The sequence below is a fragment of the Fictibacillus aquaticus genome (assembly GCF_002245695.1).
Classification (GTDB): domain Bacteria; phylum Bacillota; class Bacilli; order Bacillales; family Fictibacillaceae; genus Fictibacillus; species Fictibacillus aquaticus.
The window spans coordinates 524,810-550,935 of the sequence record NZ_NOII01000003.1 but is presented as its reverse complement, the minus strand read 5'-3'; the positions used below and the strand labels follow the sequence as shown (position 1 = coordinate 550,935).

The 26,126-nt window shown below is 39.8% G+C and carries 31 protein-coding genes; 9 read left to right on the top strand and 22 right to left on the bottom strand.

What is annotated here, in order from left to right:
• The 11 genes from CGZ90_RS13145 to CGZ90_RS21220 form a co-directional block, all read right to left on the bottom strand.
• Positions 1–1,194 (bottom strand): glycosyltransferase family 4 protein, encoded by a 1,194-nt coding sequence (locus CGZ90_RS13145; RefSeq protein WP_094252955.1) that lies wholly within the window; start codon positions 1,192–1,194, stop codon positions 1–3.
• Positions 1,191–2,396 (bottom strand): ATP-grasp domain-containing protein, encoded by a 1,206-nt coding sequence (locus CGZ90_RS13140; RefSeq protein ID WP_205727397.1) that lies wholly within the window; start codon positions 2,394–2,396, stop codon positions 1,191–1,193. Before CGZ90_RS13140 ends, CGZ90_RS13145 begins: the two co-directional genes overlap by 4 nt.
• A complete protein-coding gene (locus tag CGZ90_RS13135) occupies positions 2,393–2,908 on the bottom strand; it encodes a GNAT family N-acetyltransferase (RefSeq protein ID WP_094252954.1) in 516 nt (171 codons plus the stop codon). The genes CGZ90_RS13140 and CGZ90_RS13135 overlap by 4 nt, the downstream gene beginning before the upstream one ends.
• Positions 2,905–3,525, bottom strand: coding sequence for a sugar transferase (locus CGZ90_RS13130; RefSeq protein ID WP_094252953.1), 621 nt, complete (start codon positions 3,523–3,525; stop codon positions 2,905–2,907). Before CGZ90_RS13130 ends, CGZ90_RS13135 begins: the two co-directional genes overlap by 4 nt.
• Before the next feature lies 1 nt (position 3,526).
• Entirely contained in the window at positions 3,527–4,771 is a 1,245-nt protein-coding gene (locus CGZ90_RS13125; RefSeq protein ID WP_094252952.1) for a DegT/DnrJ/EryC1/StrS family aminotransferase, read from the bottom strand.
• 129 nt (positions 4,772–4,900) lie between these two features.
• Positions 4,901–6,724 (bottom strand): polysaccharide biosynthesis protein, encoded by a 1,824-nt coding sequence (locus CGZ90_RS13120; RefSeq protein WP_094252951.1) that lies wholly within the window; start codon positions 6,722–6,724, stop codon positions 4,901–4,903.
• Between the two features lie 18 nt (positions 6,725–6,742).
• Positions 6,743–7,384, bottom strand: coding sequence for a sugar phosphate nucleotidyltransferase (locus CGZ90_RS13115; protein ID WP_094252950.1), 642 nt, complete (start codon positions 7,382–7,384; stop codon positions 6,743–6,745).
• A gap of 31 nt (positions 7,385–7,415) precedes the next feature.
• Entirely contained in the window at positions 7,416–8,180 is a 765-nt protein-coding gene (locus tag CGZ90_RS13110) for a tyrosine-protein phosphatase (RefSeq protein WP_094252949.1), read from the bottom strand.
• Between the two features lie 181 nt (positions 8,181–8,361).
• The gene (locus CGZ90_RS13105) at positions 8,362–9,042 is read right to left on the bottom strand and encodes a CpsD/CapB family tyrosine-protein kinase (RefSeq protein WP_094252948.1); all 681 of its coding nucleotides are present in this window, start codon (positions 9,040–9,042) and stop codon (positions 8,362–8,364) included.
• Positions 9,035–9,772 carry a YveK family protein gene (locus CGZ90_RS13100; protein ID WP_094252947.1) on the bottom strand — a complete coding sequence of 246 codons (738 nt, stop codon included), beginning with the start codon at positions 9,770–9,772 and terminating at the stop codon, positions 9,035–9,037. The genes CGZ90_RS13105 and CGZ90_RS13100 overlap by 8 nt, the downstream gene beginning before the upstream one ends.
• A gap of 286 nt (positions 9,773–10,058) precedes the next feature.
• Positions 10,059–10,190 carry a hypothetical protein gene (locus tag CGZ90_RS21220; protein WP_276206766.1) on the bottom strand — a complete coding sequence of 44 codons (132 nt, stop codon included), beginning with the start codon at positions 10,188–10,190 and terminating at the stop codon, positions 10,059–10,061.
• Between the two features lie 274 nt (positions 10,191–10,464).
• Between CGZ90_RS21220 and CGZ90_RS13095 the strand changes: the two genes are divergently transcribed.
• Positions 10,465–11,358, top strand: coding sequence for an LCP family glycopolymer transferase (locus CGZ90_RS13095; protein WP_094252946.1), 894 nt, complete (start codon positions 10,465–10,467; stop codon positions 11,356–11,358).
• An 84-nt stretch (positions 11,359–11,442) separates the two neighbouring features.
• Here CGZ90_RS13095 and CGZ90_RS13090 read toward each other — a convergent pair whose 3' ends face one another.
• Both CGZ90_RS13090 and CGZ90_RS13085 read right to left on the bottom strand, forming a co-directional pair.
• A complete protein-coding gene (locus CGZ90_RS13090; RefSeq protein WP_165766849.1) occupies positions 11,443–12,114 on the bottom strand; it encodes a slipin family protein in 672 nt (223 codons plus the stop codon).
• 316 nt (positions 12,115–12,430) lie between these two features.
• Positions 12,431–12,865 (bottom strand): hypothetical protein, encoded by a 435-nt coding sequence (locus CGZ90_RS13085; protein WP_094252944.1) that lies wholly within the window; start codon positions 12,863–12,865, stop codon positions 12,431–12,433.
• Positions 12,866–13,006: 141 nt separating this feature from the next.
• Between CGZ90_RS13085 and CGZ90_RS13080 the strand changes: the two genes are divergently transcribed.
• The gene (locus tag CGZ90_RS13080) at positions 13,007–13,882 is read left to right on the top strand and encodes a leucine-rich repeat domain-containing protein (protein WP_094252943.1); all 876 of its coding nucleotides are present in this window, start codon (positions 13,007–13,009) and stop codon (positions 13,880–13,882) included.
• Between the two features lie 160 nt (positions 13,883–14,042).
• Here CGZ90_RS13080 and CGZ90_RS13075 read toward each other — a convergent pair whose 3' ends face one another.
• Entirely contained in the window at positions 14,043–14,372 is a 330-nt protein-coding gene (locus tag CGZ90_RS13075; RefSeq protein WP_094252942.1) for a hypothetical protein, read from the bottom strand.
• A gap of 51 nt (positions 14,373–14,423) precedes the next feature.
• Positions 14,424–16,490, bottom strand: coding sequence for an Ig-like domain-containing protein (locus CGZ90_RS13070; RefSeq protein WP_094252941.1), 2,067 nt, complete (start codon positions 16,488–16,490; stop codon positions 14,424–14,426).
• Positions 16,491–16,691: 201 nt separating this feature from the next.
• Between CGZ90_RS13070 and CGZ90_RS13065 the strand changes: the two genes are divergently transcribed.
• The 3 genes from CGZ90_RS13065 to CGZ90_RS13055 all read left to right on the top strand — a co-directional run bounded on the left by CGZ90_RS13065 (position 16,692) and on the right by CGZ90_RS13055 (position 19,974).
• A complete protein-coding gene (locus tag CGZ90_RS13065) occupies positions 16,692–17,720 on the top strand; it encodes an Ig-like domain-containing protein (protein WP_094252940.1) in 1,029 nt (342 codons plus the stop codon).
• Positions 17,721–17,865: 145 nt separating this feature from the next.
• Positions 17,866–18,930, top strand: coding sequence for an Ig-like domain-containing protein (locus tag CGZ90_RS13060; protein WP_094252939.1), 1,065 nt, complete (start codon positions 17,866–17,868; stop codon positions 18,928–18,930).
• 66 nt (positions 18,931–18,996) lie between these two features.
• On the top strand, positions 18,997–19,974 hold the full coding sequence (locus CGZ90_RS13055; RefSeq protein ID WP_094252938.1) for an Ig-like domain-containing protein: 978 nt from the start codon (positions 18,997–18,999) through the stop codon (positions 19,972–19,974).
• A 128-nt stretch (positions 19,975–20,102) separates the two neighbouring features.
• Here CGZ90_RS13055 and CGZ90_RS13050 read toward each other — a convergent pair whose 3' ends face one another.
• The 7 genes from CGZ90_RS13050 to CGZ90_RS13020 form a co-directional block, all read right to left on the bottom strand.
• A complete protein-coding gene (locus CGZ90_RS13050) occupies positions 20,103–20,378 on the bottom strand; it encodes a hypothetical protein (RefSeq protein WP_094252937.1) in 276 nt (91 codons plus the stop codon).
• A gap of 112 nt (positions 20,379–20,490) precedes the next feature.
• Positions 20,491–21,132 (bottom strand): alanyl-tRNA editing protein, encoded by a 642-nt coding sequence (locus CGZ90_RS13045; protein ID WP_094252936.1) that lies wholly within the window; start codon positions 21,130–21,132, stop codon positions 20,491–20,493.
• Positions 21,133–21,172: 40 nt separating this feature from the next.
• Positions 21,173–21,640 carry a VanZ family protein gene (locus CGZ90_RS13040; protein ID WP_094252935.1) on the bottom strand — a complete coding sequence of 156 codons (468 nt, stop codon included), beginning with the start codon at positions 21,638–21,640 and terminating at the stop codon, positions 21,173–21,175.
• Positions 21,625–22,092 (bottom strand): DivIVA domain-containing protein, encoded by a 468-nt coding sequence (locus CGZ90_RS20965; RefSeq protein ID WP_205727396.1) that lies wholly within the window; start codon positions 22,090–22,092, stop codon positions 21,625–21,627. The genes CGZ90_RS13040 and CGZ90_RS20965 overlap by 16 nt, the downstream gene beginning before the upstream one ends.
• Positions 22,079–22,510: a DUF4830 domain-containing protein gene (locus CGZ90_RS13030; protein WP_094252934.1), complete on the bottom strand. Its 432-nt coding sequence runs from the start codon at positions 22,508–22,510 to the stop codon at positions 22,079–22,081. The genes CGZ90_RS20965 and CGZ90_RS13030 overlap by 14 nt, the downstream gene beginning before the upstream one ends.
• A 15-nt stretch (positions 22,511–22,525) precedes the next feature.
• Entirely contained in the window at positions 22,526–22,969 is a 444-nt protein-coding gene (locus CGZ90_RS13025; RefSeq protein ID WP_094252933.1) for a DUF6584 family protein, read from the bottom strand.
• Positions 22,959–23,516, bottom strand: coding sequence for a hypothetical protein (locus tag CGZ90_RS13020; protein ID WP_094252932.1), 558 nt, complete (start codon positions 23,514–23,516; stop codon positions 22,959–22,961). The genes CGZ90_RS13025 and CGZ90_RS13020 overlap by 11 nt, the downstream gene beginning before the upstream one ends.
• Positions 23,517–23,642: 126 nt before the next feature.
• On the opposite strand from CGZ90_RS13020, the gene CGZ90_RS13015 reads away from it, so the two are divergent.
• The 4 genes from CGZ90_RS13015 (at position 23,643) to CGZ90_RS13000 (ending at position 26,046) form a co-directional block, all read left to right on the top strand.
• Positions 23,643–23,987 carry a hypothetical protein gene (locus CGZ90_RS13015; protein ID WP_094252931.1) on the top strand — a complete coding sequence of 115 codons (345 nt, stop codon included), beginning with the start codon at positions 23,643–23,645 and terminating at the stop codon, positions 23,985–23,987.
• 563 nt (positions 23,988–24,550) lie between these two features.
• Positions 24,551–25,168 (top strand): GNAT family N-acetyltransferase, encoded by a 618-nt coding sequence (locus tag CGZ90_RS13010; RefSeq protein WP_094252930.1) that lies wholly within the window; start codon positions 24,551–24,553, stop codon positions 25,166–25,168.
• Positions 25,155–25,664 (top strand): GNAT family N-acetyltransferase, encoded by a 510-nt coding sequence (locus tag CGZ90_RS13005; protein ID WP_379675168.1) that lies wholly within the window; start codon positions 25,155–25,157, stop codon positions 25,662–25,664. The genes CGZ90_RS13010 and CGZ90_RS13005 overlap by 14 nt, the downstream gene beginning before the upstream one ends.
• A 28-nt stretch (positions 25,665–25,692) precedes the next feature.
• The gene (locus tag CGZ90_RS13000) at positions 25,693–26,046 is read left to right on the top strand and encodes a YunG family protein (protein ID WP_379675035.1); all 354 of its coding nucleotides are present in this window, start codon (positions 25,693–25,695) and stop codon (positions 26,044–26,046) included.
• Positions 26,047–26,126: the final 80 nt, after the last annotated feature.

Below are 26,126 nucleotides of genomic sequence, written 5' to 3'. Positions count from 1 at the left end.
TTAATTGAAGTGATTTTCTAAAATTTCTACAGACTTCCTTACATTAAAGTGGTTTTCAATATATTCCCGACCATTTAATCCTTGTTTGTAGATATGTGAATTATTTGCCATTTCTTTGATTTTTCTCACAAAACCTTCTTTATCTCCTGACCAAACCCATCCACCGCAATCTACTTCTTCCAGCAAATTTTTCAGGTCTGTGACTTTGTCTGTTGCAGCAAGTATAGGTTTAGCATATTCCATATAAGATAGTATGCGTGAAGGATAATTTGGAATAGTAAATCTGGGATCTAAAGTTATTAAACCTACATCACTTGACTGCATAATATCTTCATATTGATCTCTTGGTAGATTTTCAATAACTAACGCATTAGATATGTTATGTTCTTTTATTGTTTCTTCTAATTTATATCTATCAGTTCCTCTGCCCACGAACAGAAAAAAGATATTTTTTTGATTTTTGCATTGTAGAACAGCATGACAATGCAGATCAATATATTGTGGTTTTCCCATGTTACCACCAAAAAGAAAGACACATGCCTCTTCAGGTATATTTAAATCTTTTCTTATATTGGGTTTCATCGTTTGTATTGATTTAATTTTTTTAGTATTTGGAAACAACTCGATTTTATCTTTGTTTAACCAAACATTATTGTCAATAATAAAATTTTTATTAGCTACTGACATACATCCTATATAATCAGCTGTTTTGAAAAGTTGATGTTCTTTAATGTTAAAATACTTCTCCAAAAGGCTCCCTTTTTTTATAATCCCTAGATCAATAGCATTTTGCGGGAAAATATCTTTTAACATTAAATAAGCAGGGCATTTAAACATTCTTTTCGCCCAATTAACTAGCTTACCATTTGTCACTGGAGGGGCTTCAAATAAAATAAAATCGAATGTTCGATTCTTTAAAAATCTAGAAATTCCTCTTTTCATTAATGCTGGTATTCTTAATGTCGTAATTCCTTTTTGTATAAAACCGACATCAAAGTAATTACCAACATTAATTCGTAACACTTCAAACCCTCGTTCATATTTGATTTGCGTTTTTTTTCTAGTGCTTTCTTGATTGGTTACTGCAACAACCACTTCATGACCTGATTTATGAAGTTCTTCAGCTAAATCTGTGTAGATTGTTGCTCCTTTGTTTGGTTCCGGAAAAGAAGTTGCAATGTATAATACTTTCATTGATGTTCCACCTGATTTTCCACTGAAATAAATATAGAATTAATTGCTTCCTCACATATTTTAATTGCTTTCTCCACATCACTTGCCTGCGCAATTATATATCCAATTCTATCAAGGCTGCTTTCTATATTTACGGAATATTCCCCTACATTCTTTAGTAGCACTACTTTGTTAACACCATTTATTTTTGTTGCCTTATTAATACCCTGAATCTCTTTTATTTTCCCTTTTGGCGCTTTAATATATCTTATTGCTGATCCCTTAGATAGTTTTTTCTTAATTACAGGTGCTTCTCCTGATGCAATCTCAATACATGCTTTAATCATATCTATACCAGTAGATAGTGGAACTAGATGACTAGAAATATTATCTCCACCAAGTCTTGCTCCAATCTCAACTATTTTAGGACCTTCATTCGTAATAATAATTTCTGTGTGAGCAGGACCATCATTAAGTCCTATTGCTTGAATTGCTTTCCTAGTTATTATTTCAATTTCTTTTTTTATCTCTCGATTTAGCATAGATGGTTGAGAATGACCCATTTCAACAAAGCCCGGTGCTCCCGTTGTTAGTTTGTCTGTAATCGCAATGATATTTACCTTGCCATCTATGCTAATGGATTCAACGCTCACTTCAGGTCCTTCCATAAATTCTTCTATTAGTATTTCACCATTTCTGGAGTTTTCCTTTGCATAATTAAACGCAAATTCAATATTACTATCACTTTTATTGTCTATTAAATAAACGCCTCTACTTCCTGAATTGTCTGCCGGTTTTGTAATTACTTTCCCATTAAAGTACAGTACTGATTTCAAAAAATCGTCATATCCACCCACTCTTGTAAAATATGGTATGGGAACCGAATTATCTTTTAAACAATCTCTCATAAGTCCTTTATTAGTTGCGATCATTGATGTTTCTATACTAATACTTTTTAGTGACAATTTCTGAGCTACTTTCGCAACAGTTCTCATTGGAAGGTCAGAAGCGACCGTCATAATACTATCAATTTGATATTTTTTTGCAGCTTCTAGAACCCTTGGTGTGTCAATGGTACTGATCACTAACTTAATATCTGCAAATTCAAAACCTACAGCATTTATGTCTTTATCTACAGCTATTACTTGAAATCCCATTTCTTTTGCTTTTTTTATAGCTGGGACTTGCAATATGCTTGCGCCCAAAATCATAATTTTTTTCATTTATTTATAACACGTCCCATTAAGAGAACATTATGATACTTACCATCTTTATACCAATGTTCATTTAGTACACCTTCAAGCGTATAACCGCACTTTTCCAGCATATTTCTTGAGGCTGCATTATACTCGAAAAGATATCCATAAACTCTTCTTACATTTAATGTGTTAAAACAGAAGTCTAAAAATAGAGAAAAAGCTTCTTGGCCAATCCCTTTACCTTGGTTCTCTTTTTCACCAATATAAATAAAGGGATAAGTAGTTTTATTTATCGGATCATATTCAGTATTCCCTACTAACCCTATTATTTTTTTTGAATTTATCATTTGGATTGCATATGTTTTATTATATTTATCGGTTGCTTTTGCTTTAAACCAATGTTCATGTTCATAAATAGAGACTGGGAATCTTGCTCCTGTAAATATTCTAATGTCAGGGTCGTTTATCCAATTTAATGTTAAACTTAAGCATTCTTCATTTAATGCAATCAGTTGGACTCTATTTCCAATTATCACTTGTCTATACCTCGACTATTTAAAGTTGTTTTGTTATTAAAAACATTTTTTCTTAAAGCAACATTTTTTAAAGTTGAAAAAAATATTTTTAAATCTAAAACCAAAGAAATATTGTCTACATAATACACATCATTTCTAAATTTCTCCTTGGTGGTGGCAGAGTTTCTATAATAAGCCTGATTATAGCCAGTAACGCCCGGCCTTACATTTAGTTTTTTCTTTTCCATGTTGCTATATATTTCTTTAGCCTCAGGCAAATCAGGTCTAGGTCCTATAAAACTCATATCGCCTTTTAGTATATTTAAAAGCTGCGGTGTCTCATCTAAACTGGTTTTTCTAATAAGTTTTCCTATCTTAGTAAGCCTTAAATCATCTTCAGAGCTAAATGTAGATCTATCATTATTTCTTAAATCAGGAGCGTTTACATACATAGTGCGAAATTTAAACATATTGAATTTCTTCCCGTTTTTCCCGAGCCTTGGGGCGATATAAAAAATTGATCCTCTATCTTGAAAGTATATACAAGGACCAACAATCAATAAAAATAAAAACCAAAATGGCAATAGAATAAAAGCTAAAATTAAATCTATAATTCTTTTAATAAACATTTTATACATTTTAATACTCCTTTTGAGGAATATTATTTTTAAGATTAACAATAATATTCTGGTAGCAGCTTATAATATAATCGACATCTTCATCACTTAATAGCGTATGCAATGGAAGAGTAACCTCATTTTTATACATATTAAATGCATTCGGAAAGTCTTTCATATTAAAACCCAGATTTTTGTAAGCTGTAAACATTGGTAAAGGTTTGTAATGGACATTACAAGCTATCCCGAGTTCAGCCATTTGAATAATTATTTTATTTCGCTGATCCTCTTGTAGTCCAGGTAATCTGGTTAAATATAAATGTCCTGATGAAGAAAAGTTTTCCCCATAATGTGTCAAACTATCTAATCCTATGGTTAAAAATGCTTCATCATACTTTTTTATAATGGTTTTTCTTCTCTCCATTAATTCTTCATATCGTTCTAATTGAACTAGTCCAACGCCTGCTGTTAAATCAGTCATATTGCATTTATAAGCTGGAAAAACAATATCATACTCCCAAGCCCCGATTTGCGTTTTTGCAAGCGCGTCCTTTGATTGTCCATGAAGACTATATAGCATATATTGCTTGTATAACCATTCATCGTCTACATTTAATTCAGGATTCCATACAACCGCTCCACCTTCTGCAGTCGTAAGATTTTTTACCGCATGAAAAGAAAAGCAAGTAAAATCAGCGGCTTGCCCACATTTCTTCCCTTTTCGTTCTGCTCCAAAGGCATGTGCAGCATCCGTCATTATAACGATACGATTAATCTTTTTTTGTAAATCATTTTTTGGAACAAATAATTTTTTCTTACTCTCAACGATTTTGAAAATAATGTCATAGTCGCACATCTTTCCAGCTAAATCTACAGGAATAATGGCTTTTGTATTCTCATTTATCGCATTTTTTAATTGATTATAATCCATTTCAAAAGAATTAGGAGCTGTATCCACAAGCACTATTTTTGCTCCTACATGGTCTATTACAGAAGCCGATGCTGTATAAGTGTATGCTGATGTAATTACTTCGTCTCCGGGCCCAATTCCTAAAATTCTAAGCGTTAATTCCATTGCTGCTGTAGCTGAATTTAAACATGCTGCCTTTTTAGTTCCAGTAAAATCAGCTATCCTCTTTTCAAATTCCTTAGTTCGTGGACCAGTTGTTATCCAGCCCGATTTCATCGTTTTAATTACTTCTTCAATTTCAGCTTCTGAGATATCTGGTGGTGAAAAAGGTATGTTTCGTACTTGTGTAATTGACATACAATTCCCTCTCTAATCTTTAATATAAAATTATTGATGCCAGAGCTTAATAGCGGCTGGTTAATAAACTCATGAACCTGCTAAACATGAAATAGTTGCAGGCATCTTTTTAATACCTGCAACTTATTTTCAAACAACTTCTACGATTCTAGAATTAGCCTTATTATTAGCTAAATCGATTAATATCCTTCGTAATACTTCATTATTTAAATTGGAGAAATCTTTTATTAAATCCTTAATTTCTTCTATATATAAGTGCGCTGTTTTCCCGATGTAGATTTTAGGGAACACCTGCTTACTGTGAATCTCATCCTCCCCGAGCAATTCTTCGTACATCTTCTCACCCGGCCTTATCCCGCTAAACGAAATACCAATCTCTTCTTCCGTAAAACCTGATAGCTTAATAAGGTTCCTTGCAAGATTTATAATTTTTACCGATTCTCCCATATCAAGCACAAAGATTTCGCCTCCCCATGCCAAAGAGCTTGCCTGGATCACTAAACGTGACGCCTCTGGTATAGTCATGAAATATCTAACCATATCTGGGTGAGTGATTGTGACTGGACCACCTTTTTTAATCTGCTCTTTGAAGAGCGGAATTACACTTCCGCGGCTTCCTAGAACGTTACCAAAGCGAACCGCTACAAACTTTGTGTTGCTTCGTTGATCAAGGTCTTGAACAATCATTTCCGCTAAGCGTTTAGTTGCTCCCATTACGTTTGTCGGGTTAACCGCTTTGTCGGTGGAGATCATGACAAATGTATCTACACCAGCCGCATCTGCAGCTTCAGCCACATTCTTAGTGCCGATTATATTGTTCTTAATAGCAGCTTCTGGATTACGTTCCATTAACGGTACATGTTTATGGGCGGCTGCATGATAAACAAATGCAGGTTTGTATTTTTGCATGATTTCAAACATCTTTTCCCGGTCTTGGATATCTGCAATTTCAGTAGGGAATTGAATGTGAGTATATGTAGCTATTAGTTCTTTTTCAATATTATAGATGCTGTATTCTCCGTGTCCGAGAAGCACAATGATTGAAGGATTAAACTTAGACACCTGGCGGCAAATCTCAGAACCGATTGATCCCCCAGCACCCGTAACTAACACTGTGTGGCCTTCAATTTTTTCAGATATCCCATCTACATCCAGCTGAACAGGTTCACGGCCTAGCAAGTCTTCTATGGAGACATCTCTAATCGAGTTAATAGAAACATTCCCAAGTACTAAATCCTCAATTTTAGGTAGTATTTGAACATGCTCACAGTGTTTTTTTGCATCAGTAATAATTTCATTCAATCGTTTTTGACCTAGTGAAGGAATAGCGATAATAATATGCTGTACTTGTTTCGTTTCTACAATTCGTTCTATATCGTTAATAGTTCCTACTACATCAATACCTGAAATTGTTAACTGAGATAGTACTGGATTGTCGTCAATGAATGCTACTGGCTGCAATTCTGTTTGTTCACTTGACTTCAATTGTCGTGCTAACATGCGACCAGCAGCACCTGCTCCTATTATTAGAGTCCGCTTTCCAGGGGTGGCTTTCCTCATTTGATAATGCTTTGCTCCTACATAGTATCTCCATGCAAAACGCACACCTCCCATGAACATGACATGAATCATCCATGTTATGATCAATGCTCTTTCATATACGTTTGTGTAAAAGGTTAGCTGAGTAATAACAGTCAACATAACAGAACTTGTTACAATGGTTATAATTCCAGCCAATTCTTCCAAACTGGCATAACGCCAAGCACGTCGATAGAATTTTAACAAATGGGAGAAAAGGTGATGACTGAGCAGCAATACCAATGAGCTAGTAATTAGTATTCCATCTACTTTTGTCATATATGGATTAAGGAAAAAATGTGACATGTAAATGGACACCAGTACAATGATTGAATCTATTAAGATTAAGGAAGTTAATCGTTTTCCGTAGCTCACTACTACTTTCCTCCTTTGTTATATAAGTACTTCTTTTTGCAGTACGGTTGCTTCAAAAGCAAATACACGTTGGTAATCGTTTAGCAACCTAACGGCTTGATAAAACAGCTCGCTAGCTGATGCTCGGTCTAATGATTTTTTTATGTAACGCATAATATCTGGTGAAAGGATATATTGTCCTGTCATTATGAGTGTAGTTTCTTTCTCAACATAACCTATGTTTGAAATCTCTTTGATTCCATACAGCGAACTAAAATGACTAGAAGGTTGAATAACCCCATACTCTTTAGACTTTGCGTTATGAACTGACTGAACGCCTATAATAGATGCTCCTGTTTCTAGATGCTGGTTTATCAACGTTTTAATTTGCAGCTCATTATCCAATATTAAAGCAAATGCTTCATCCTTTATATAATCCTTGCAACATAATACCGTCTCTCCTATGTGCTTGATAGACGAATCATATATACAATGAATATTAAGCTGTTTATGATTTACCCAATTTAAAAGCACCGTATCTGCTATACCTTCTATATCGGTAACAAAAACGATATCCTTTATTCCTATTTCGATTGCTTCTTTAAAGAGAGCGGTAAGGTTATTCATTATAAAGGGCTGTTTACCTAACACCGGCACAATCATTGTGAGAACTTCAGACATATACAGTTCTCCTTCTTGAATATTTACTTTGTTAACTAAACCACGCAAAAGAGCGCTTTTTAAATTTTTCAGGTACTTCTTTCATGACGTTCTTTCCTGCGGTCAGAAGTTCAGCGTTTTCCTCGAAATAATATCGTGTGGAAGTCCCGAACTCTTTTTGAATCTGTTCGTAAGCTTGTCTCAAATAGAAGCCGCGTTTATGTATATCATGTGCATCACTTGCAATAAAGTGAGCCAGATTGTGTTCGATGATTTTACGGGAGAAGCTTTTCACTTTTCTTCCGAGTTTTCCTACATAGGCTCCTGATGTGATTTGGGTAAGGGCGCCGTTTTTAACGAGCTTATACAATCGATCAGGATTGTTCATGAGCTCGGTGTTTCGTTCTGGATGGACGATAACAGGCACAAGGCCTTTTAGCTGGATATCGAACAGCAGCTGTTCAGTGTAATGCGGTACTTCACTAAAGGGTAATTCTACAAGTACGTACTGATTGCCGTTATTGACGGTAAGCAGTTCGTCTGTTTCGTATGCGTTTAGAAACTCGCCGATAATACGAATCTCTTGACCAGGCAGTACGTTAAGCGGGATATTTCGATCTGTTAAAGCTTTGTTTAACCGCTGAACCTCATCAAGAATTTTGCTTTTATTGTTGCTGTAACGAGAATTGTGGTGCGGCGTGGCAATAATCGTGGTGATGCCTTCCTGAACGGCATGTTCAGCCAATTCGATGGCTTCAGACATTTCCGCAGGACCATCGTCGACTCCAGGGAGAATATGACAGTGTATATCAATCATGTTTTCATCCTTCCTTCTACCTATTTCTACAAAATTCTCTCTCTCATCTTCTGTTCTGTATGTAAGCACGAAGGACTTTTGTATCAATTTGACAATTCTTCGTTATCGTACCATAGAAAGAACACAAACTAAATGGGGGTAAATTGTCGAATCGTGACTTTTTTCCCCCACCAGGCTAATTTTAATAGTAATAGTAATACGTATTGTCTTTTTGACTCTTTCCGTTCAGAACAGCTCCAAGCATTTTTCCTTTAGATGCAAGAAGAAGCTCCTTTGCTCTAACGGCTGCCTCTTGCTCTGTCTGTCCGCTTTTAACGACTAAAATGTTGCCGTCTGTCATGTTAGAAAGAATTTGTGCATCAGTTACTGCAAGCACAGGAGGACTGTCAAAAAGGACATATTCGTATTCTTGTAAAGCTTCTGCTAATAGGTCTTTCATACCGTTTGATCCGAGCATTTCGGATGGGTTCGGCGGAATTGGCCCAGATGTAAGAAGATACAAGTTATCAATATTCGTCTTTTGCACTACTTTATCTAGGGTTGACTGGCGTGACAGAACCGATGTCAATCCTGAGATATTTTGAACCTGAAACGTGTACTGCATTGTCGGTTTGCGCAAGTCGCCGTCTACTAATAGTACCTTTTTGCCTTGCTGTGCGAATGCGACAGCAAGGTTTGCTGTCGTTGTAGATTTCCCTTCACCTGGACCAGAAGAAGTAACAACAATGGAGCGCATGTCTTGATCGACGCTTGAGAACTGAATGTTGGTGCGCAGTGTACGGTACGCTTCAAAGATAGGCGATTTACTGTTTAAGCTCGTTACGAGTGTACGCTGCTTTGTATTAATCTTTCGCTTAAACATCGAAGGTGCCTCCTCTTTTCATAGAATTTTGACTTCTTCTATTCTTCATCTCTTTTTCAGGTTCCATCTCAAGAATCGATCCTAGCACCGGTACACCCAATATTTTTTCAATATCCTGCTCTGTTTTGACCGTGTTGTCCATGTATTCGATCAAGAAAGCCAGTCCGACACCACCCATTAATCCGACTACTAACGCTATCGCAATGTTAAGGATTGGCTGCGGCTTTACAGGCGAGGGATTTTCTGTGAGCTCAGCTTTTGAAAGAATACTGACGTTGTCAACGTTCATAATATCTTTAATCTCTGTTCTAAATACATCAGCAATCGTGTTTGATAATTCAACCGCTAATTTCGGATCCTTATCTTCCACTGTCACTTCGACAACTTGAGAGTTTTCTTTTGAGCCAACGGTAATTTGACTGTTAAGCTGATCTACGGTTAAGTCCAAATCCATACGCTCGATTACAATTCCTAAAATAGCTGGGCTTTTAATAATGACATTGTATGTATTGATTAGGTCCAAGTTTGTCTGCACCTGGTTTAAATCTATTTGTTTATCATTCTTTGATTGATTGACTAAGAGTTCAGTAGAAGATTGATAGATTGGGGTTAAAAAATAAAAGCTGATAATACCAGCTGTTACAGCTGCAACAACCGTGAGTGAAATAATAAGCCATAATCGCTTTCGTAAAATAGCAAACAGTTCTTTTAAGCTGATGGTTTCTTCCATAAAAGCCTCCGATTCTTTGATTACAAAAAGTTATTATAGCACAGGATTTTACATATTATATCTTAAAATAGAAAATCATTCGTCAAATTTTACAAAAATATGACAAGAACTGTCTTAAATCACAATGAATAAGCCAAAAGTCCTTTTTTATTGTACGAGTTCACGAAAGAAAAGTAAATACGTGGAAATTGTCAAGTTCAATAACTAACCTAGAACATATCTCCATGAAAAAAAGACTGCAAGATTCATTGAATCCTCAATGGATCTTCAGTCTTCTTTGTATTTATTACAAAGCTCCTAAAAGGAAGGTAGCACCGCTGCTGAGAAGTATGACTCCTAGGAATAATGCAACGTAAAGTAATCCTTTGTTACGCTTTTTCTTACGGAATATTTCTTCTGGTGTTAGAAAGTTGGCCATTAATATACTCCTTTCAAATTTTAATCCTTATTTTATTTTTTCACTTGTCTAATTGTTTTGAGATATTTCTATTATCGGTTATATCCAAAAATAAGTTTATAGTATTTTTGTCACTTTTTGTCATTATATATCAATTTATTTGTTATGATGAAAGAACTATTATTTCTATTTTTTCTAAAATTTGTTGTTCTGTCGTTCTTTACACCGTACAATCAAATGGCATTCAATAGTTTACAATCTAAAAAACCTTAATTCTGCAGATGGAGTTGACGTTATGAAGCGTATTATCATTATAATAGGGGCAGTACTCGGTTTATTGCTCGCAGGCGTTGGAGGGTATGTGTACTATTTATACAGTTCCACAAAAAGTGCAGTCAACGAGATGCAAGAAACCGTAAAAATTGATCAGCCAAAGCCAGAATTAACAGGGGAAAAGAAAAGACCCATCTCTATCCTCCTTCTCGGTGTTGATGAACGAAAAGGTGATAAAGGACGTTCAGATACGATGATTCTCATTACAGTGAATCCAAAACAAGAAAGCATGCTCATGTTCAACATTCCTCGTGATACGCGAATGGAGATTGTAGGCAAGGGAATTGAAGATAAAGTGAACCATGCTTATGCTTTTGGCGGGACACAGATGGCAATGGATACAGTGGAGAACTTTCTTGATGTGAAAGTAGATTACTATATGAAGGTCAATATGGAGTCATTCCGTGATATTGTTGATGCCGTCGGGGGAGTAACGGTAAATAATCCCTTCGCGTTTAAATATGGAGGACATACATTCCCTGAAGGTGAGCAGCACCTTGATGGTAAACAGGCACTTGAATATTCACGAATGCGTTACGAGGATCCCAAAGGTGACCGCGGCCGAAATGACAGGCAGCGGCAAGTTATTTCTGCTATCATTAACAAAGGGGCTTCTGCGTCATCCATTACAAAGTTTGATAATATCCTGGAGATTCTCGGTGATAACGTAAAAACAAACATGACTTTTGATGAAATGAAGGATATCCAGAAGAATTATAAAGATGCGCGGAAGAAAGTGGACTCAACCGAGATAATAGGAAGCGGACAAACGATTAATAAGGTTTGGTATTACATTATCAATGACGAGGAAAAGGCAAGGCTTCAAACCATGGTAGCGGAGCATCTGAAAAATTAATTATTCGTTTGAAGAAATATAGAGTAGAGAAAATAGTTAAAAAAACGAGGTCGTTCCAGAAGTATGGTACGACCTCATTTTTATTTACTTCCCATCAATCATAAACGTATTCCCCTGCGAAGACTCAATCGTATGCAGCAAGCGAAGTTTCGCTAATTCAGGATTATTCTCTATCATTTTCGCCGCCTTTGCCAGACTTCTTAATGTGGCGGTCTCGCCTCTTGCTTTTTCAAGTGATGCCAGCGCTTCTTTTCTCGTCCGAACCACTTCTGTAAATACCTTCTTAAGCTCGGCAGACATCATCATGTCTTTGATGTCGAGTGAAATGATCTCCAATCCGACAAGACTTCCTTCCTGCAGCACCAATTCTTTTATTGCTTCATTCAATGTTCTGCGGCTGCTTAACACATCATCCATTTCGATAGACGAGATGACTTCCCGCAGCTTCAGCTGACACGTTGTATACACATACTCCGCGTAGTCGTTGTACTGAGTGAGAAGTACTTTTGGATCTATGACACGATAGCCGACAGCCAGGCTGATTTTCACCGTAACATTGTCAGCTGTTAATACTTCCTGCCCGTTGATTTGCAAAATCTGCGGCCTCATATCAAAGACTTCTATTCTCGTAGTCGTACTGAAATATCGGTACTTCCCTGGCCCTGCAACTTCCGTAAGCTTTCCGTTATGAAACCGGACGCCCCGTTCGTATTCAAAAATTGTGACCGACTTCAGGAGCGCCCTCCATATTCCCACTGAACCCGCTAGGAGGAGTAATGTTAGCCCCGTCTTTAAAATGATCTCGAACATGTCTTCACCTTTCCTTTATGAATCCACTCACAGAAAAAGAGGCCGCGATGGAGGTCTTAACCTGCAGAATCGCTTTTCTCCTATCCTTTCCGTGAGTGAATCGCCATTGGGGATTGAACCCACCGAGCTGGCTCCAAAAGGAACACCAGCTTCCACCAAGAGAGAAATGCGATTACGCAACACCACCTAATGATGTTAAGCAGCGGCTGACAATTCTCTGTTTTAATTGTAGCAAGAATACGGAAGTAATTGGTAATGTAATTTAAATTCTCTTTTTATTTACTGCACTAGTAAATCTCTGATACGCATCCATTGTCGGCTTTGCTAAAGGATGAAATTCACTATCCTCTACCGGAACAGGCAACAACCCTTCTAACCGCATTTTTCTAAAACACTTTTTAAAAGCAGCATCCACCGCTTCACAGAAAGCAAAAATATTGAATGCGTATTTATCATGCTTTTCCTTTATCACAACCTGATCACCGTGTCTCGAAAACGTATAAAACGTGAGGTAATCCCACCCATCGACCTCTACGTAGGAGGTCTGGTGATTGAGCAGTTCGGTTAGGTTATTAAAGAACAAGGGCAAAGCTATAGATCCTAGGCCAAGCAGAAAGGTCAGTTCATGCTGATTGCTCGCGACATATAGTTGTATATCTCCCTCATCAATCTTTACAGTACTTCTATATACTTGCATTTTGCTATTCCTCTCTTCCATATTCTTTGCTTATATTCGCTCGAAAGGAGGAATATCCCTTTATCTAGCGTTGATTCAGCAAGGATTATATGGCATTGAAATAGAATACCGATAGGATGAACTTTTCAGGAGCTGACAGTGATGAAACTCCAAAAAGATAAGAACGTTATTTTAAGAGTCTATGATGATGGTGAAGTTGACGTCATGATATCTAGTAAATATTTAGATGAATGTATTGAGTATATCAATCTCCACCATATTACTAAGATTGATATAAAAGATTTGTACTATGAGGGTGAGGACTTGGAGTTTTTAAGCCAATGCCCAACTGTTAAAAAAGTCTCCATAGCAAGCGAGGATCTGAAGGATATTTCGGGGTTGTTTTTTTTAGAAAATGTAACTCATTTAGCAATTGAAGGCACTACTATTGTGAAAAAAGGAATTGATTTCTCGTTATTTCCAAACCTAGAATCATTAGGTTTCCAATGGAATAAAAAGCTTCAAGGATTCCATCAACTTCCTGCGTTAAAGGAATTATACTTATGTAATTACGCACCTAAACATGGAAATCTGGAGGAATTGTCTGCTCTTAATGAGCTTGAAGAACTAACCATCACTCAATCAAAAGTTCGTACACTACAAGGCATTCAACATCTATCAAAACTAAGAAAGCTAGAATTGAATTACATGCGTACTTTAACTTCACTTGAAGGAATAGAAGGCTTAGACTCATTACAACGGCTAGATATAACGTCGTGTAAAAACATCACGGACTTATCTCGAATACAATCTCTAAATTCCCTTGAATGGGTTTTCCTTGATCGATGTGGAGAAATTCCGTCTATAGGGTTTGTTCAATCACTGCATCGTTTGAAGCATTTTGTTTTTCCAAAAACGAATGTTTTAGATGGAGATATTACTCTTTGTCTTCATATTGACTATGTTCACTTTGACAGCAAAAAGCATTATTCACATAAATGGACGGATGTTGAGAAATGGTCTGGTAGGTTTAAGTAATTTCAATTATCTTGTACGATCGCCATGATTAATAATAAACTTCACTATTAAAGAGAGCCATGCTTCGCACATAGCTCTCCTCATTATCACCTAAACTTAAGTCTTTTCGCTGATGATGACGTACAACACTTTTCTCTATTTCACTGTCTATGAATAAAATTTAAAACAAGATCCACCAATCATCAAACACCTCACCTGTTATTGGATCAAACCAGATTTCATATTCCCCGAGTTCATCATCTTCATATTCAAATCGAACGGCTATGATGATATAGTAGTGATCCTCAACATCTGGAAAACGGGTGAACGTTAAAGAAACTCTATGAATGTATACTGCCATTTTCTTTGGTGAGAACCCATCTGGAAATGTCTTTTGGTATTCTTCTGGACTCTCTTTTTCCCAATCATAGAATGATTCCCAAAATGCTTTTATACTTTCTTCGACTAATCCTTTTTCTATAATCCACTGTTTTAATTCTTGTGTGTTCATATCTATACCTCGTTTAAAGAGCCATGCACCCACGCATGGCTCTTTCTCTGTTTATTTTACAGAAACAATCGCATTCGTCTTACATCTATTCCCCGCCGCATCCTTCGCATACACATAAACCTTCGTGCCACGCTTCTGCTTCGGTATCGTAATCGTAAACTTGCCGTTTACAGATGTACCGCTGTATGTCTTTTTGTTAATGACAACATAGATCTTGGCTTTGTTTTCAGCGGTTCCGGTTACTTTTGTTGATGAAGTCGTCAGGCTGTTGACCTTCGGAGTCGCTGGCGGTGTTTTGTCAGTGACTTTTGCTGTTTTCGGTTTGCTCAGGTTGCCAGAGCGGTCCTGTGCTTTTACGTTAACAGTGTGCCCGGCTGTTAAGGCAGTGAATTTTTTCGTGAACTTGCCTGATGCGTCGGCTTTTACCGATATGGCTGAGCCTGTGTTCACTTGGATTTTTACGGTTGAAAGAGGTTCGGCTCTTCCCGATACGGTATCGGCGCTGTCGTTGATTGTTGTCACAGCTGGCACGGCTGGTGCGATGGTATCGCGAAGGACGTGTGCCCATTGCTCGTCATCGCTGCTGTCATAGACACGGATGGCCATGTTGGCGACAAGCGGCGCGTCCAGATAGAAAGAGAAACGGCCTGTGCTGTCTGTTTTCACTGAGTACCACCTTGCGTTGATCATCGTCTCGACCGTCTTGTTCGGCTCGTATGTCCCAGTGATGTAGTAGCTTGAATCCTTAAGGTTGTCAATCTTAATCGGCGACGGTGTGATGTTGCGCACGTGCACGTTCATCTCGTCGGTATAGCCATTATAAGTAACTGTAATCTTCGTGCTGCCCTCGCTTTTTGCTACAAGCATACCGGATGGACTGACCGCTACGACAGCTGGGTTGTCTGACGCAAACGTCACTTGAGATGGCGCGAGCAGTGTCTTTTCGCCGTTGTTGTAGTAATCCACACCGTAAAACGTCGACTGGCCGGTGTTCAGGTGGATGTACGTATCCTCGAACTGAATGCCGTTGCCGGAGCGCGCCTTATACGGATGCTTGACGACCTCAATGTACGTCTGCCCGGCTTCTGATTTAAATTTGCGCTCGATCGCAACATTCATGTTGTTTGCGATGCTGATGCTCTCTCCCATATTCTGCGCGACGATATAGTGCGTCATCGCTCCGGTCTCAAGGCTGTAAAACTTGATGCCATCATAGTTCCTTGTATACAGTTCCTTGTTATCCGGCGAGATGCGGATATCGATTGGGCGGTAGTCGTCGATTTTAGTTGAGATCCTTTTGTTTGCAAACTGTGATGCTGTCAGCGCAATTTTGCTGTAGTTTTTCGTTGTGTCCAGCACAATCATTTGATCAGGTTTTGCTGAGCTGATCAGGAATAAACGGCCGCCGTCTGGGCTGAATGTAAGATCCCAGATCGCGTGGTAGCTTTGCTTTTCTTCAACGTTAAAAATGTTTGGAATCGTCGTGATGATTTCGCCTTTTTCATAGTTGAAGATTTGAACGTCCCTGCCGCGGACTACCGCAACTACCGGCTCTGTCGGATGCATCGCCGTGCGCATGTTCATCTCAGTTGCGTAATCCATTTGATAGAGCGTTTCCTTCGTCTTCAGGTTGACGACAGCGAATTGGTTTTTGTCCAAGAGATCAGGCGAGTTCGTGAAAACAGCAAGATCCTCGTTCGACGGATGAAACTTTGGCTTACCCCAGCGGTACGGCAGCGTATACAGCTCCTCAGCCGTCGCGCCATCACTGACAATTGTGTGATCTCCGCTCGACACCATATACGTGCCATTCGGGCTGAACGTGTAATAGCCGCTGTCGTTGTCTGTCGTGAACTCCTTAATTCTCTCCCCTGTCTCGACGTTGTACATCGAGTTCGTGTACGTGCGGTTCACATCGTCATACTTGTCTGATGTGATGAGTACCTTTCCGTTTGGATGAAGCGTTGGGAACGAGCCCTCCGCCGCAAAGATGACTGGGTCTGTAATCGTACCCTGTGTGACTGCGGCACTCGTTGTGGTCTCAGCCGTTGCGTTTATCGCCGTGCCAGTGAACAGCAGCGACGCCGCCAGAGAGCCGGTTAGAATCTGTTTGAACATGTATGTATCCCCATTCTATTAATCTGTTTTTACCTTGTATTATTTTACCATAATTGTGCGAGCATGGGAGGTGAAAGTTAGATAATTTTAGAATGTGTTAAATGTGTAAAGTTACACTTTTTTTATAAATTTATATGGTAATTTTATGTATATATGGTACTATTATCTTATTAAAAATCTAAGAATTAAGAGGTGCTGTTCATGAAGAAAGTCCTATTAACGGGGTTGTTTGCTAGTTTACTTGCAGCAAGTGTTCCGGCAAATGTATCAGCGGCAGATTTCAAATCAGACACCAAGGTTAGCAGTTACATAAAGAGTAAGATACAACAGATGGAATCTCGTGATGAAGACGGATTTCTGATCGAGACTGAGCCGAATGATACGCTCAGCCAGGCCAACGTTATTCCAGGATTTGAGCCTATTAGGGGAGATTTTCATAGTGCTCAAGATATGGATTATTATAAATTTACCGTTCCGAAAAACTATTCCAAGCTGGCGCTTGCTGGCTATACGATTCCAGATGGCAATATTGAGCTAGCGTTTGAACTGCTTGATAAGAACGGCAAGACGGTTCAGCCTTATAAAATAGAAAGCGATGATATTGAAACCGCTCAATTCTATAACATTAGTGCTGGCACGTACTATGTGATGACACTCGAGCTCGACGGTCAAATCTCTCAAACAGAACTCGATGATTACGCTCTAATGGCGTTCCCAATAGATACAACCCCGCCAGATGCGCCGACCGTCAACACGGTGGATGACAACGATAAACGAATTACAGGAGTAGCGGAACCTGGAACCTATGTTTCTGTAAGATCCGGTTCAAAGGAAGTGGGTCAAGCCATTGCGTCGCGCACGGGAGGATACACGATACCGCTAAAAGCTTCTATTAAAGCAGGCACTGCTCTTGCTGTAACAGCTACAGATGACCGGGGACACGATAGCAAAGCAAAACGAGTTGTCGTGAAAGACGGCACCGCACCTGGTACGCCGAAAGTGAACGCGGTTGACTCTAATGACAAGAAAGTGACGGGGACGGCTGAAGCGAATGCGGCGATTACGGTGAAAGTCGGAAGCAAGGTGATTGCTACTGGACGCGCGAATTCTAAAGGCAAGTTTATTGTTACTGTGAAGGCGCAGAGAAAAGGGACTGTGCTTTATGTAGCGGCGGCTGATAAGGCAAAGAATGTGAGTAAGTCTGCGAGAGTGGTTGTGAAGAAGGGTTAAGAGATTTGTGTCGGCTCCTCCTCGTGGGGAGCTTTTTGTTTAGCGCGGTGTGTAAATTTACACTTTTAGCTATAAATTTATATGGTAATTTTATGCATATATGGTACTATTACCTTATTAAAAATAATTAAAAGAGGTGCGATTCATGAAGAAAGTCCTATTAACAGGTTTGTTCGCTAGTTTACTTGCAGCAAGTGTTCCGGCAAATGTTTCAGCGGCGGATTTTAAATCAGATGTAACCGCGGTTAAACAGCAGTATTCTGTATTAAAGAGTCAGTACCAGCAATCAACTAGCTTTAAAAAGAGTGGTTTTACTGCACAGGATGATGAGTGGTATTTTACCGAGGAAGAACCAAACGATACACCAGAGTTGGCTAATAATCTTCCAATGTTTGAATATATGCTTGGCGAATTTAAAACGCAAGAAGATATGGATTTTTATGAGGTTACCTATAGAGAGGGATTTGATGAATTTATTCTGAGCGGATCAGCAAATCCTGAAGGAAATGTTGATCTTATGTATGGTTTGTTTGACCTAAACGGTAATCTTATTGAACCAGATAGAGCGGAGTTTGACGAAATATCTTCTGCCTTCTTTTACGACATTCCAGCTGGTAAATACCATGTTCTAGCCATTGATGGCGAAGGTGTGGCCCGTATGAACGAAACGGACCAATATGCCCTTATCGCATTGTATGAAGACTTAACACCACCACCTGCACCGACTGTCAGAACGGTTGATGACAACGATAGAAAGGTTACTGGGGTAGCTGAACCTGGATCAGAAGTTGTTGTGAAGTATGGAACGAAGGTGGTTGGAACAGCCTATGCCTCACGCACTGGCGGATATACAGTGCCAATTCGAAGCGCGCAAAAAGCGGGCTCTACTCTTTCCGTCACAGCAATGGACGACTGGTTTAACGTAAGCGCTGCGACGAAAGTGGTTGTTAAGGATGTCACGAAGCCAGCGACTCCTAAAGTAAACAAAGTCGACTCTAACGACAAGAAAGTCACTGGATCCGGTGAAGTTGGCGCAACCATTACGGTTAAAGTGGGCAGCAAAGTGATCGGAACAGGCAAGGTTAACTCCAGAGGAAACTATGTGGTGACCATTAAGCCACAGAAAACGAACACAGTTCTTTATGTAGCAGCTGCGGATAAAGCGAAGAACGTGAGCAAGTCCGCTCGTGTGGTTGTGAAGAAAGCTTAATAGAATTGGTGAAGGCTCCTCCTTGTCGGGGAGCTTTTTATAAAAATATCCTAAGAGGTGCGGTTGATGAAGAAAGTATGGATGACAGGTTTGTTGGCTGGAATGGTTGCTGTGAGCGGTGCTTTGACTGCAACAGCTCAGAGTTTAACCAAGTCAGATGCTGACGTGGTGGTAATGGAAGTAGAACCGAATAACTCTATGGAACAGGCCACACCATTCCTTGATGAAACATTTGCTAAAGGCGGGTTCACTACACAAGGCGACGTGGATTATTACGAGATTGAGGTCACAAAGAACGATGACGATTTTCATATCGTTGCCCTGCCAAATAATGAAGCAAAGTTCACGTTAGTCTTTGATCTCCTTGATGCAAAGGGGAACTATGTTAAACCCGTTGATGAATCTGCGGAGGAACTTATCACAAAAATTTATGACATTAACGCAGGTACTTATTATATCAAAGCGAATGAGTTGAACGGCGCTGCCTACAATTCTATGTACGATTTCTATCACTTTGTCACCATTCCATCCGAAGTGGAATGGCATCTTCCGCCAAAGGTTAATCCAGTAGATGATAACGATAAACGAGTAACAGGTATAGCGCCTCCTGGAGAAAGGATTGTTGTGAAGTCCGGCACTAAAGAGTTAGGCAGAACTTATGCTTCCCGTACTGGCGGATATACCGTTCCGTTAAAAACAACCGTGAAAGCAGGTACAAAGCTTGCGGTGATGATTACCGATGAATGGGCTGACGACACAAGCCGAGTAACGAATGTAGTCGTGAAAGACGGGACAGCACCTGGGATGCCTAGGGTTAACGCCGTTGATTCGAATGACAAGAAAGTGACGGGATCAGCGGAAGCGAATGCGGTGATTACGGTAAAAGTCGGGAGTAAAGTAATCGCGACTGGCCGTGCGAATTCTAAGGGTAAGTTTATTGTGACTGTGAAGGCGCAGAGAAAAGGTACTGTTCTTTATGTAGCGGCGGCGGATAAGGCGAAGAATGTGAGTAAGTCTGCGCGTGTGGTTGTGAAGAAGGGTTAATAGGTTTGGAGAAGGTTCCTCCTTGTGGGGAGCTTTTTTTGTGGGTAGTTATATGGGGGTACGGTACCATTTCCTGCAGTGGTGAGATACTGCGCAGTTTATTGGAAATGGTACCGCACCCCGATGAATTAAAAATTCCACATTAACAAAAACAAAATGACGACAACTAAAATAGTGTAAGCTAACGATCTTACAGTAAATTTATTATCTCTAGATATTCTTATCCTATAGGCAATTAAAAAAATTAACCCAGAACCAAATATTACTGCTAGTAGAATTACATAAAGCATTCTATCTTGCTCTAATGCTGGAGGAAGATGCTGATCAACATAATAAATTCCAACAGCTGAAATTAACATAAGTATCACTGCGAGTTTTAAAAAACGATTCCAGAGTTTGTTCATAAAGTTCACCCTCTTTGTAAGCTGCTTCCAAGTTGGGGGGTACGGTACCATTTCCCGCAGCGGTGCGATGCTACGCTGTTTGTTGGAAATGGTACCGTACCCCATAAAATCTCTAGTCTACTAGATATATCTCAATCCGCTCTTTCCCCTTGCCAATGTTGTTGCGCTTCAGCCTGATTCGCTCGACCTCGCCTGTCTTTTTCAGGTGTGTACCTCCGCAAGCAACCTTCGCAAATCCTTCAATTTCCCAGTACCTTCTGCCCTCTGCCTCATCGCTAAAGTCACTGATAATCTCATGGTCAGCCTCAATAATTTCATGTGCCTCTTTATCAAGCAGCGGAAATGATTTTGAGATGTTCTCATCCCAGATGAAGTCGATTCGAGACTTGTCTTCAGCGATATGAGCACCTACCTTTTCGATGCCCTCTAGATTCCTGTACGCCAGCTCCAGTATAATTTCAGCGGCAAAGTGCAGCCGCATGAGCTTGTAGCGGCGGTCCCAGTTAATCTTCATTGTCACTTGGTCACCTGGCTGCAGTCCGTGCCCTTCTTCCAAGGTATAGAGTATTTCATGGCCGTCTTTTCTCGCTTGTAACACGCTGTGGCCGCCAATCGTCCCCGCATCGCTCTCTTGGCCGCCAGAAAATGCGTAAAAGATGGTCTGATCTACCGTTATCTCATTGCCGTTGACGCTTTTTAAACAAGTGTTTAATTCTGTGGCGTACGGGTCTTGCCAGAATAGTTTTTTGACCATGAGAGCACGTCCTTTTTAAAGGTATTAAAAAAACGCCCTATTAGTAACGGCGTTTTTTCTTACGTCTAGCAAGCAGCACACAAACCAGCACTCCCAAAAGAGCCCCGAATGCATCGAGCACAACATCCTCCCAATGCGGCGTTCGGTTCGGTGTAATGGACTGGTGGAATTCGTCGCTCATCGCGTACAGTACGGTAAAAATCCAAGCGAGCGATGCTCGTCCAATAGCGCGGTACAGGAGGACAGCGAGGATGAAGTATGTACCTACGTGTGCGGCTTTTCGCACGAAGAACTCGATGACGTTTGCCGCGCCGTCTTCCTTCATGCTCACCTCTTCCCCGGCGTATGGGAACGAGACGAAATCTGCGTGTTTTTCAATCTCCTCAACCGGCAGGTGCTCCTGCCAGAGCGGTTTCATGTTTTGTTTTTCATATGGCTGCGACGACGCAAAGAATATCACGCCCATCCATAACAGGACGAGCAGCCAGTTGATTACTTTCTTTGCCACATCTGTCTTCCTCTCAGCTGTTCGATTTCCTTTTTCAAGATATCATTTTCTTTGACGAGCACATGCTCAAGATACGTGTAATCCTTCATAACCGTGTCGAGAAACTCGTCGACCTCGTTCATATTATAGCCGCGGAACAGGCTTTTGTTAAACCTCTTGTAGTGAATGAGCGCATCGTTCAGCATCAGGTTGTGATGAATTCCTGGCTTGCGCGGCTGCACTTCCTTTACCGATATATCATTAAAATAGCCCTGCGAGACGGTGATGAGCAGCCTCTTTCCCTCATCATTCTCCATCATAACCTCCGCTGTATCGAGATCCTCACCATCCCAGATCGCCGTCGACCGGATCAGGATATCGGTCGGCGTATAGCCTGTGTTCTGCAGCCGCTCGTATTCACTTTTTATATGAGGAAACTGCTGCAGCAGTCTCTTCAGCTCAGTCGCCAGCATGTAACACACCTTCTTCCGTCAGGCGCTTCTTACTGTCCAGCGGAACGGCCCCAGGTGTCCAGCCCTCCAGCGCGCAGTAGCCGCCTATTATTCTATTATTATACTCATAAAGCGTAGCCTTGATAGAATTTCCATTTTTCTGTTTTTCTTTTAAAGAGTAAGTGTGGGCTTTCAGCATTTTGTTTTTATACGTATCGTAGTTGAGTCCGGCGGCTCTAAATCCTGCGCTTTCACCGTGCGCGATCAACTCACCGTTCTCGCCAATCTTAGAAACGGCATGCCAGCCGAACTTCTTTAAATAAAAAGCATGATTGTCCTCAGGCTGTTCATTCATGGTGATTATGGCCGGGTGCTCCAGATAATATGTGAAGCCCGCCAGCAGGCCAACCAGGAAAATACCGACCAACAACACCTTCATACACCCACGCCCCCTTTAAAAGATCCACTGAAAAATGGTGTAAATGCCGATGCCGAGCACCGTCAGTATGAGAGCCAAAACTGTTAAACAACCGATTAAAAACAGCCAATCTGCAGGAGTGTTTTCTTCACCAGCTTCGTTTCGTAAATCGTCTATTTTCTTATGGTTGCCGTTGTATTTCAGCGCGCGCAGCATATACTTCGGATCCTGACCATGAGCACGCTCAAATTTCTCACACGCCGCCGTCATCTCAGGCGTCTTCTCTTCCTCAAGATACCAGTACCGACCAGCCATCGCCGGATCCTGCAGCTGATAGTAGATATCCCCTAGCTTTCTGCGAATCTTGAGATTATTAGGATACGTGGAAAGCAGCCCGTGCAGCCGGTCCCGAGCTTTGCCAAGATCACCGTTTGCGATGTCGTGTTCAATTCTTTGCCATGCTGGAGGTTTATTCGCCATTTTGATGTGCTCCATAAAATTCAATTAACATATCCGCACTAGCCGCCACCGACACATGCAGGTTGTTCAGCACATTGTCAGCGTCAGACCTCATCAATCCATTTCGCATATCTTTTATGTCATCCACCTCTTTTTCAATGGACTCCAAAGTATCTATTAATAGGTACAGCTGATTCTGAGCATGCGGCGTATACTCAGGTCCTTTCCGGTCAAGGTGCGTGAAGTTCTGTCTGATGCTCTGCACATCATTCTTGATTTTGTCCAAATACGCATATTCCACACTCACTGGATTGTCAGTTACGAGCCACTTCTCAGTAAATAGATCTTCTACCGCCATGCCCGTGGTCTCAGTCGTCAGTTTGTCTTTTGGATTTATTGTGTAACTTTTCTTAAAATTTTCTATCTTATTCTTGTAATCTCTCGCAAACACTGGATCCGCTTCATAATCATAAGTCTGATGCATGCTCCACCAAGAGTATGGATAATACCAGCTGATTAAAAGGTAAAGCAGAATCGGTATCACTACAATCCACCAGCGCTTTTTCATCACAATGTCTCCTTATTAGAAGGTATTCTTTATTCAAACGATTTCCCCTCCAACTTTTAATAGTCTTAATCCATTTTACCATGATAAAATGTAAAAATAAGGATGTTTTTTAAAGGGGATAATGCGATGTTTAAAACGGTGGATTTTGTGCTGAACTTAGCATTAAATGGGTTATTCATCATGGTGTTCTTAAGCCTTAAAGGAAAAATGAGTGCGGAAAAGAAGAAGCTATCATGGTTAAGCTTATTAGCTACGCTTGTTATCACCGCTATCCCTGCCATCGGCTATCGAGTGGACCAGGAAACAGGATCCCACGTCTTCGGTTTCCCCTTTGATATGATTGTTTATCACGGCGGATCGACCCTCACTACTGCCTCGCTTGGTTTAATCGTTAACTTTTTCTTCTTTTACTGGCTATTCAAAGGCTTGCAGAAATGCTGGAAGGCTTTTTTAATAAGGAAGGCTGTATAAATTTATTAGGGTACGGTACTCCATTTAATAAACTCCTATTATACAAGGGATAATAGTATGGAGTACCGTACCCTACACCCCATCTCATCTTCCCCGCCAAAGAACTCGAATAACTCCGAGCTTACGGACTCCGGCAGTCGCCGCGAGCTTTTAATAGGTTAAGAACATCTCATGGCTGGACAGCACGTCCAAGCCGTCGCAGAAATATTCAATTCATTCAAATTAATTACAAATGGGCCGCATTATGTCGTAAGGAAGGAAATTATTAGAAACATCTAGAAATTGTAGATTATGTAAAAATAGCCGTTTAAAAGAGTAATGATTAAACTTATGAAAAAACGATCGATTAAAATGCAAGCTGTAGGAGACAACTGAAAACAATTGCAATTGATATGAATGAAGTAAGAGCTGATTTCCAGTTATACCTTTTCAAGCAAGATTATAAGGAAATTAAACAATAGTGGATTTACAAGGAACAATACTTTGAAAAATGCGTCCACATTTTAAAAAGTGAGATAGTTTAGACTAAGGTTCATTGATTGAAGGGGTGTATTTTTTAAAAAGTGATTAACTATACAGGAACACCAAAAGTAGAAACTGATCGTTTGATCCTTAGAAAGATGAAACAATCTGATGCTCAAAATGTTTTTGATCACTGGCTTTCAGACGAACGGGTATCAGACAATAGAGTTAATGCCGCACACACTACCGTTTCAGAAACAATCGAGAGGATAGCAAAGATAGTAAGTGATTATGCCAATAAAGAATTTTGTTGGTGGGCTGTTGAGCGAAAAGCTGACGGTAAATTGATTGGTGAAATTGATTTGTATGAATTCGATAATACCACCGGAAACTGTGAGGTAAGTTATTCGATTGGATACGAATGGTGGAACAAGGGGTATGGAACGGAAATATTAAGGGCGATTGTGGAATTCGGCTTCCGACATATGAACATTCACAAAATCACCGCAGCACATAACACTGACAACCCGGCTTCTGGAAAAGTGATGGCCAAAGTTGGAATGGAGCAAGAAGGAACAATTAGACATATGATTCGCAATGCCAAAGGTCAATATAAAGATTGTGCAATATATGGAATTATTCATGAAGATTATTTAAAAAAACACAGACTAAATAACATTCTAATAAATTATTCTCGGGGTGATGATGTTGATTTATGATATCCAATTAGAACAAGTGAAGTCCATTAAAAATAATATTAATGAGCTGTCTGAACTTTTATTGCAAGTAGTAGAGGACGGTGCATCAATCGGCTTTTTACCAGGAATGCAACAAGAAGATGCAAACATCTATTGGAGAAATGTAATAAGTCCAGAAGTTTACTTGTTTGTCGCAAAAATTGAGAATGAAATAGCGGGCACTGTCCAACTACACCTATGTACTAAACAAAATGGCAATCATAGAGTTGAGATTGCCAAACTCATGACACACCCTAAACATAGGCGAAAGGGTATAGGCCGTTGTTTAATGAACTTTGCAGAAGAACGAGCGCGTAAAGAGGGAAAGACGTTAATTGTTCTCGACACTCGCGAAGGTGACCCTTCAAATCTTCTATATTCTTCGCTTAACTATTATGAAGCCGGAAAAATCCCTTTTTACGCTAAATCTTCAAACGGAGAATTGGAATCTACTGTTTTTTATTATAAAACAATATAAGGAAAATATTATTATGAGAGACTCTTCAATGTTAGAAATAGAATTTATCCTTAAGGCATTAAAGAACTCTTGGTCGATAAACTCAAGTTCTAAATGGAGTAAGGAAAACCCCGCAAAGGGACAATGTGGTGTCACAGCTTTAGTAGTGCACGATCAAGTAGGTGGTGAAATTTTAAAAACCAAGTTAGCTGATGGTTGGCATTTTTATAACTTTATAAATGGGAAACGCTATGACTTAACCGCTTCACAATTTCAAGAAGAAATTCTGTACATAGATGTTCCCTCTTCGAGAAACGAAGCATTTTCGGATACTAATGAAAAGCAATATACCTATTTAAAGAATACTGTTGCAAAGCATATTTTCGCACAATACAAAAAATAGTTCCTTTTTAGAGGGTTAATATTTTATAGTAGGAAGCCAGGAATCACATTAAACCCTCTGGTGCATTTCTTCAAGAAGGG

Coding starts and splice junctions, on each gene's coding strand:
- CGZ90_RS13140 (WP_205727397.1), bottom strand. CDS start 2,396: ATGAAAAAAATTATGATTTTGGGCGCAAGCATATTGCAAGTCCCAGCT.
- CGZ90_RS13045 (WP_094252936.1), bottom strand. CDS start 21,132: ATGGTCAAAAAACTATTCTGGCAAGACCCGTACGCCACAGAATTAAAC.
- CGZ90_RS13060 (WP_094252939.1), top strand. CDS start 17,866: ATGAAGAAAGTCCTATTAACAGGTTTGTTCGCTAGTTTACTTGCAGCA.
- CGZ90_RS20965 (WP_205727396.1), bottom strand. CDS start 22,092: ATGCTGGCGACTGAGCTGAAGAGACTGCTGCAGCAGTTTCCTCATATA.
- CGZ90_RS13020 (WP_094252932.1), bottom strand. CDS start 23,516: ATGAAAAAGCGCTGGTGGATTGTAGTGATACCGATTCTGCTTTACCTT.
- CGZ90_RS13030 (WP_094252934.1), bottom strand. CDS start 22,510: ATGAAGGTGTTGTTGGTCGGTATTTTCCTGGTTGGCCTGCTGGCGGGC.
- CGZ90_RS13105 (WP_094252948.1), bottom strand. CDS start 9,042: ATGTTTAAGCGAAAGATTAATACAAAGCAGCGTACACTCGTAACGAGC.
- CGZ90_RS13025 (WP_094252933.1), bottom strand. CDS start 22,969: ATGGCGAATAAACCTCCAGCATGGCAAAGAATTGAACACGACATCGCA.
- CGZ90_RS13000 (WP_379675035.1), top strand. CDS start 25,693: ATGTTAGAAATAGAATTTATCCTTAAGGCATTAAAGAACTCTTGGTCG.
- CGZ90_RS13145 (WP_094252955.1), bottom strand. CDS start 1,194: ATGAAAGTATTATACATTGCAACTTCTTTTCCGGAACCAAACAAAGGA.
- CGZ90_RS13080 (WP_094252943.1), top strand. CDS start 13,007: ATGAAACTCCAAAAAGATAAGAACGTTATTTTAAGAGTCTATGATGAT.
- CGZ90_RS13050 (WP_094252937.1), bottom strand. CDS start 20,378: ATGAACAAACTCTGGAATCGTTTTTTAAAACTCGCAGTGATACTTATG.
- CGZ90_RS13055 (WP_094252938.1), top strand. CDS start 18,997: ATGAAGAAAGTATGGATGACAGGTTTGTTGGCTGGAATGGTTGCTGTG.
- CGZ90_RS13005 (WP_379675168.1), top strand. CDS start 25,155: ATGTTGATTTATGATATCCAATTAGAACAAGTGAAGTCCATTAAAAAT.
- CGZ90_RS13095 (WP_094252946.1), top strand. CDS start 10,465: ATGAAGCGTATTATCATTATAATAGGGGCAGTACTCGGTTTATTGCTC.
- CGZ90_RS13100 (WP_094252947.1), bottom strand. CDS start 9,772: ATGGAAGAAACCATCAGCTTAAAAGAACTGTTTGCTATTTTACGAAAG.
- CGZ90_RS13065 (WP_094252940.1), top strand. CDS start 16,692: ATGAAGAAAGTCCTATTAACGGGGTTGTTTGCTAGTTTACTTGCAGCA.
- CGZ90_RS13115 (WP_094252950.1), bottom strand. CDS start 7,384: ATGTCTGAAGTTCTCACAATGATTGTGCCGGTGTTAGGTAAACAGCCC.
- CGZ90_RS13070 (WP_094252941.1), bottom strand. CDS start 16,490: ATGTTCAAACAGATTCTAACCGGCTCTCTGGCGGCGTCGCTGCTGTTC.
- CGZ90_RS13085 (WP_094252944.1), bottom strand. CDS start 12,865: ATGCAAGTATATAGAAGTACTGTAAAGATTGATGAGGGAGATATACAA.
- CGZ90_RS13015 (WP_094252931.1), top strand. CDS start 23,643: ATGTTTAAAACGGTGGATTTTGTGCTGAACTTAGCATTAAATGGGTTA.
- CGZ90_RS13075 (WP_094252942.1), bottom strand. CDS start 14,372: ATGAACACACAAGAATTAAAACAGTGGATTATAGAAAAAGGATTAGTC.
- CGZ90_RS13130 (WP_094252953.1), bottom strand. CDS start 3,525: ATGTATAAAATGTTTATTAAAAGAATTATAGATTTAATTTTAGCTTTT.
- CGZ90_RS13110 (WP_094252949.1), bottom strand. CDS start 8,180: ATGATTGATATACACTGTCATATTCTCCCTGGAGTCGACGATGGTCCT.
- CGZ90_RS13125 (WP_094252952.1), bottom strand. CDS start 4,771: ATGTCAATTACACAAGTACGAAACATACCTTTTTCACCACCAGATATC.
- CGZ90_RS21220 (WP_276206766.1), bottom strand. CDS start 10,190: ATGGCCAACTTTCTAACACCAGAAGAAATATTCCGTAAGAAAAAGCGT.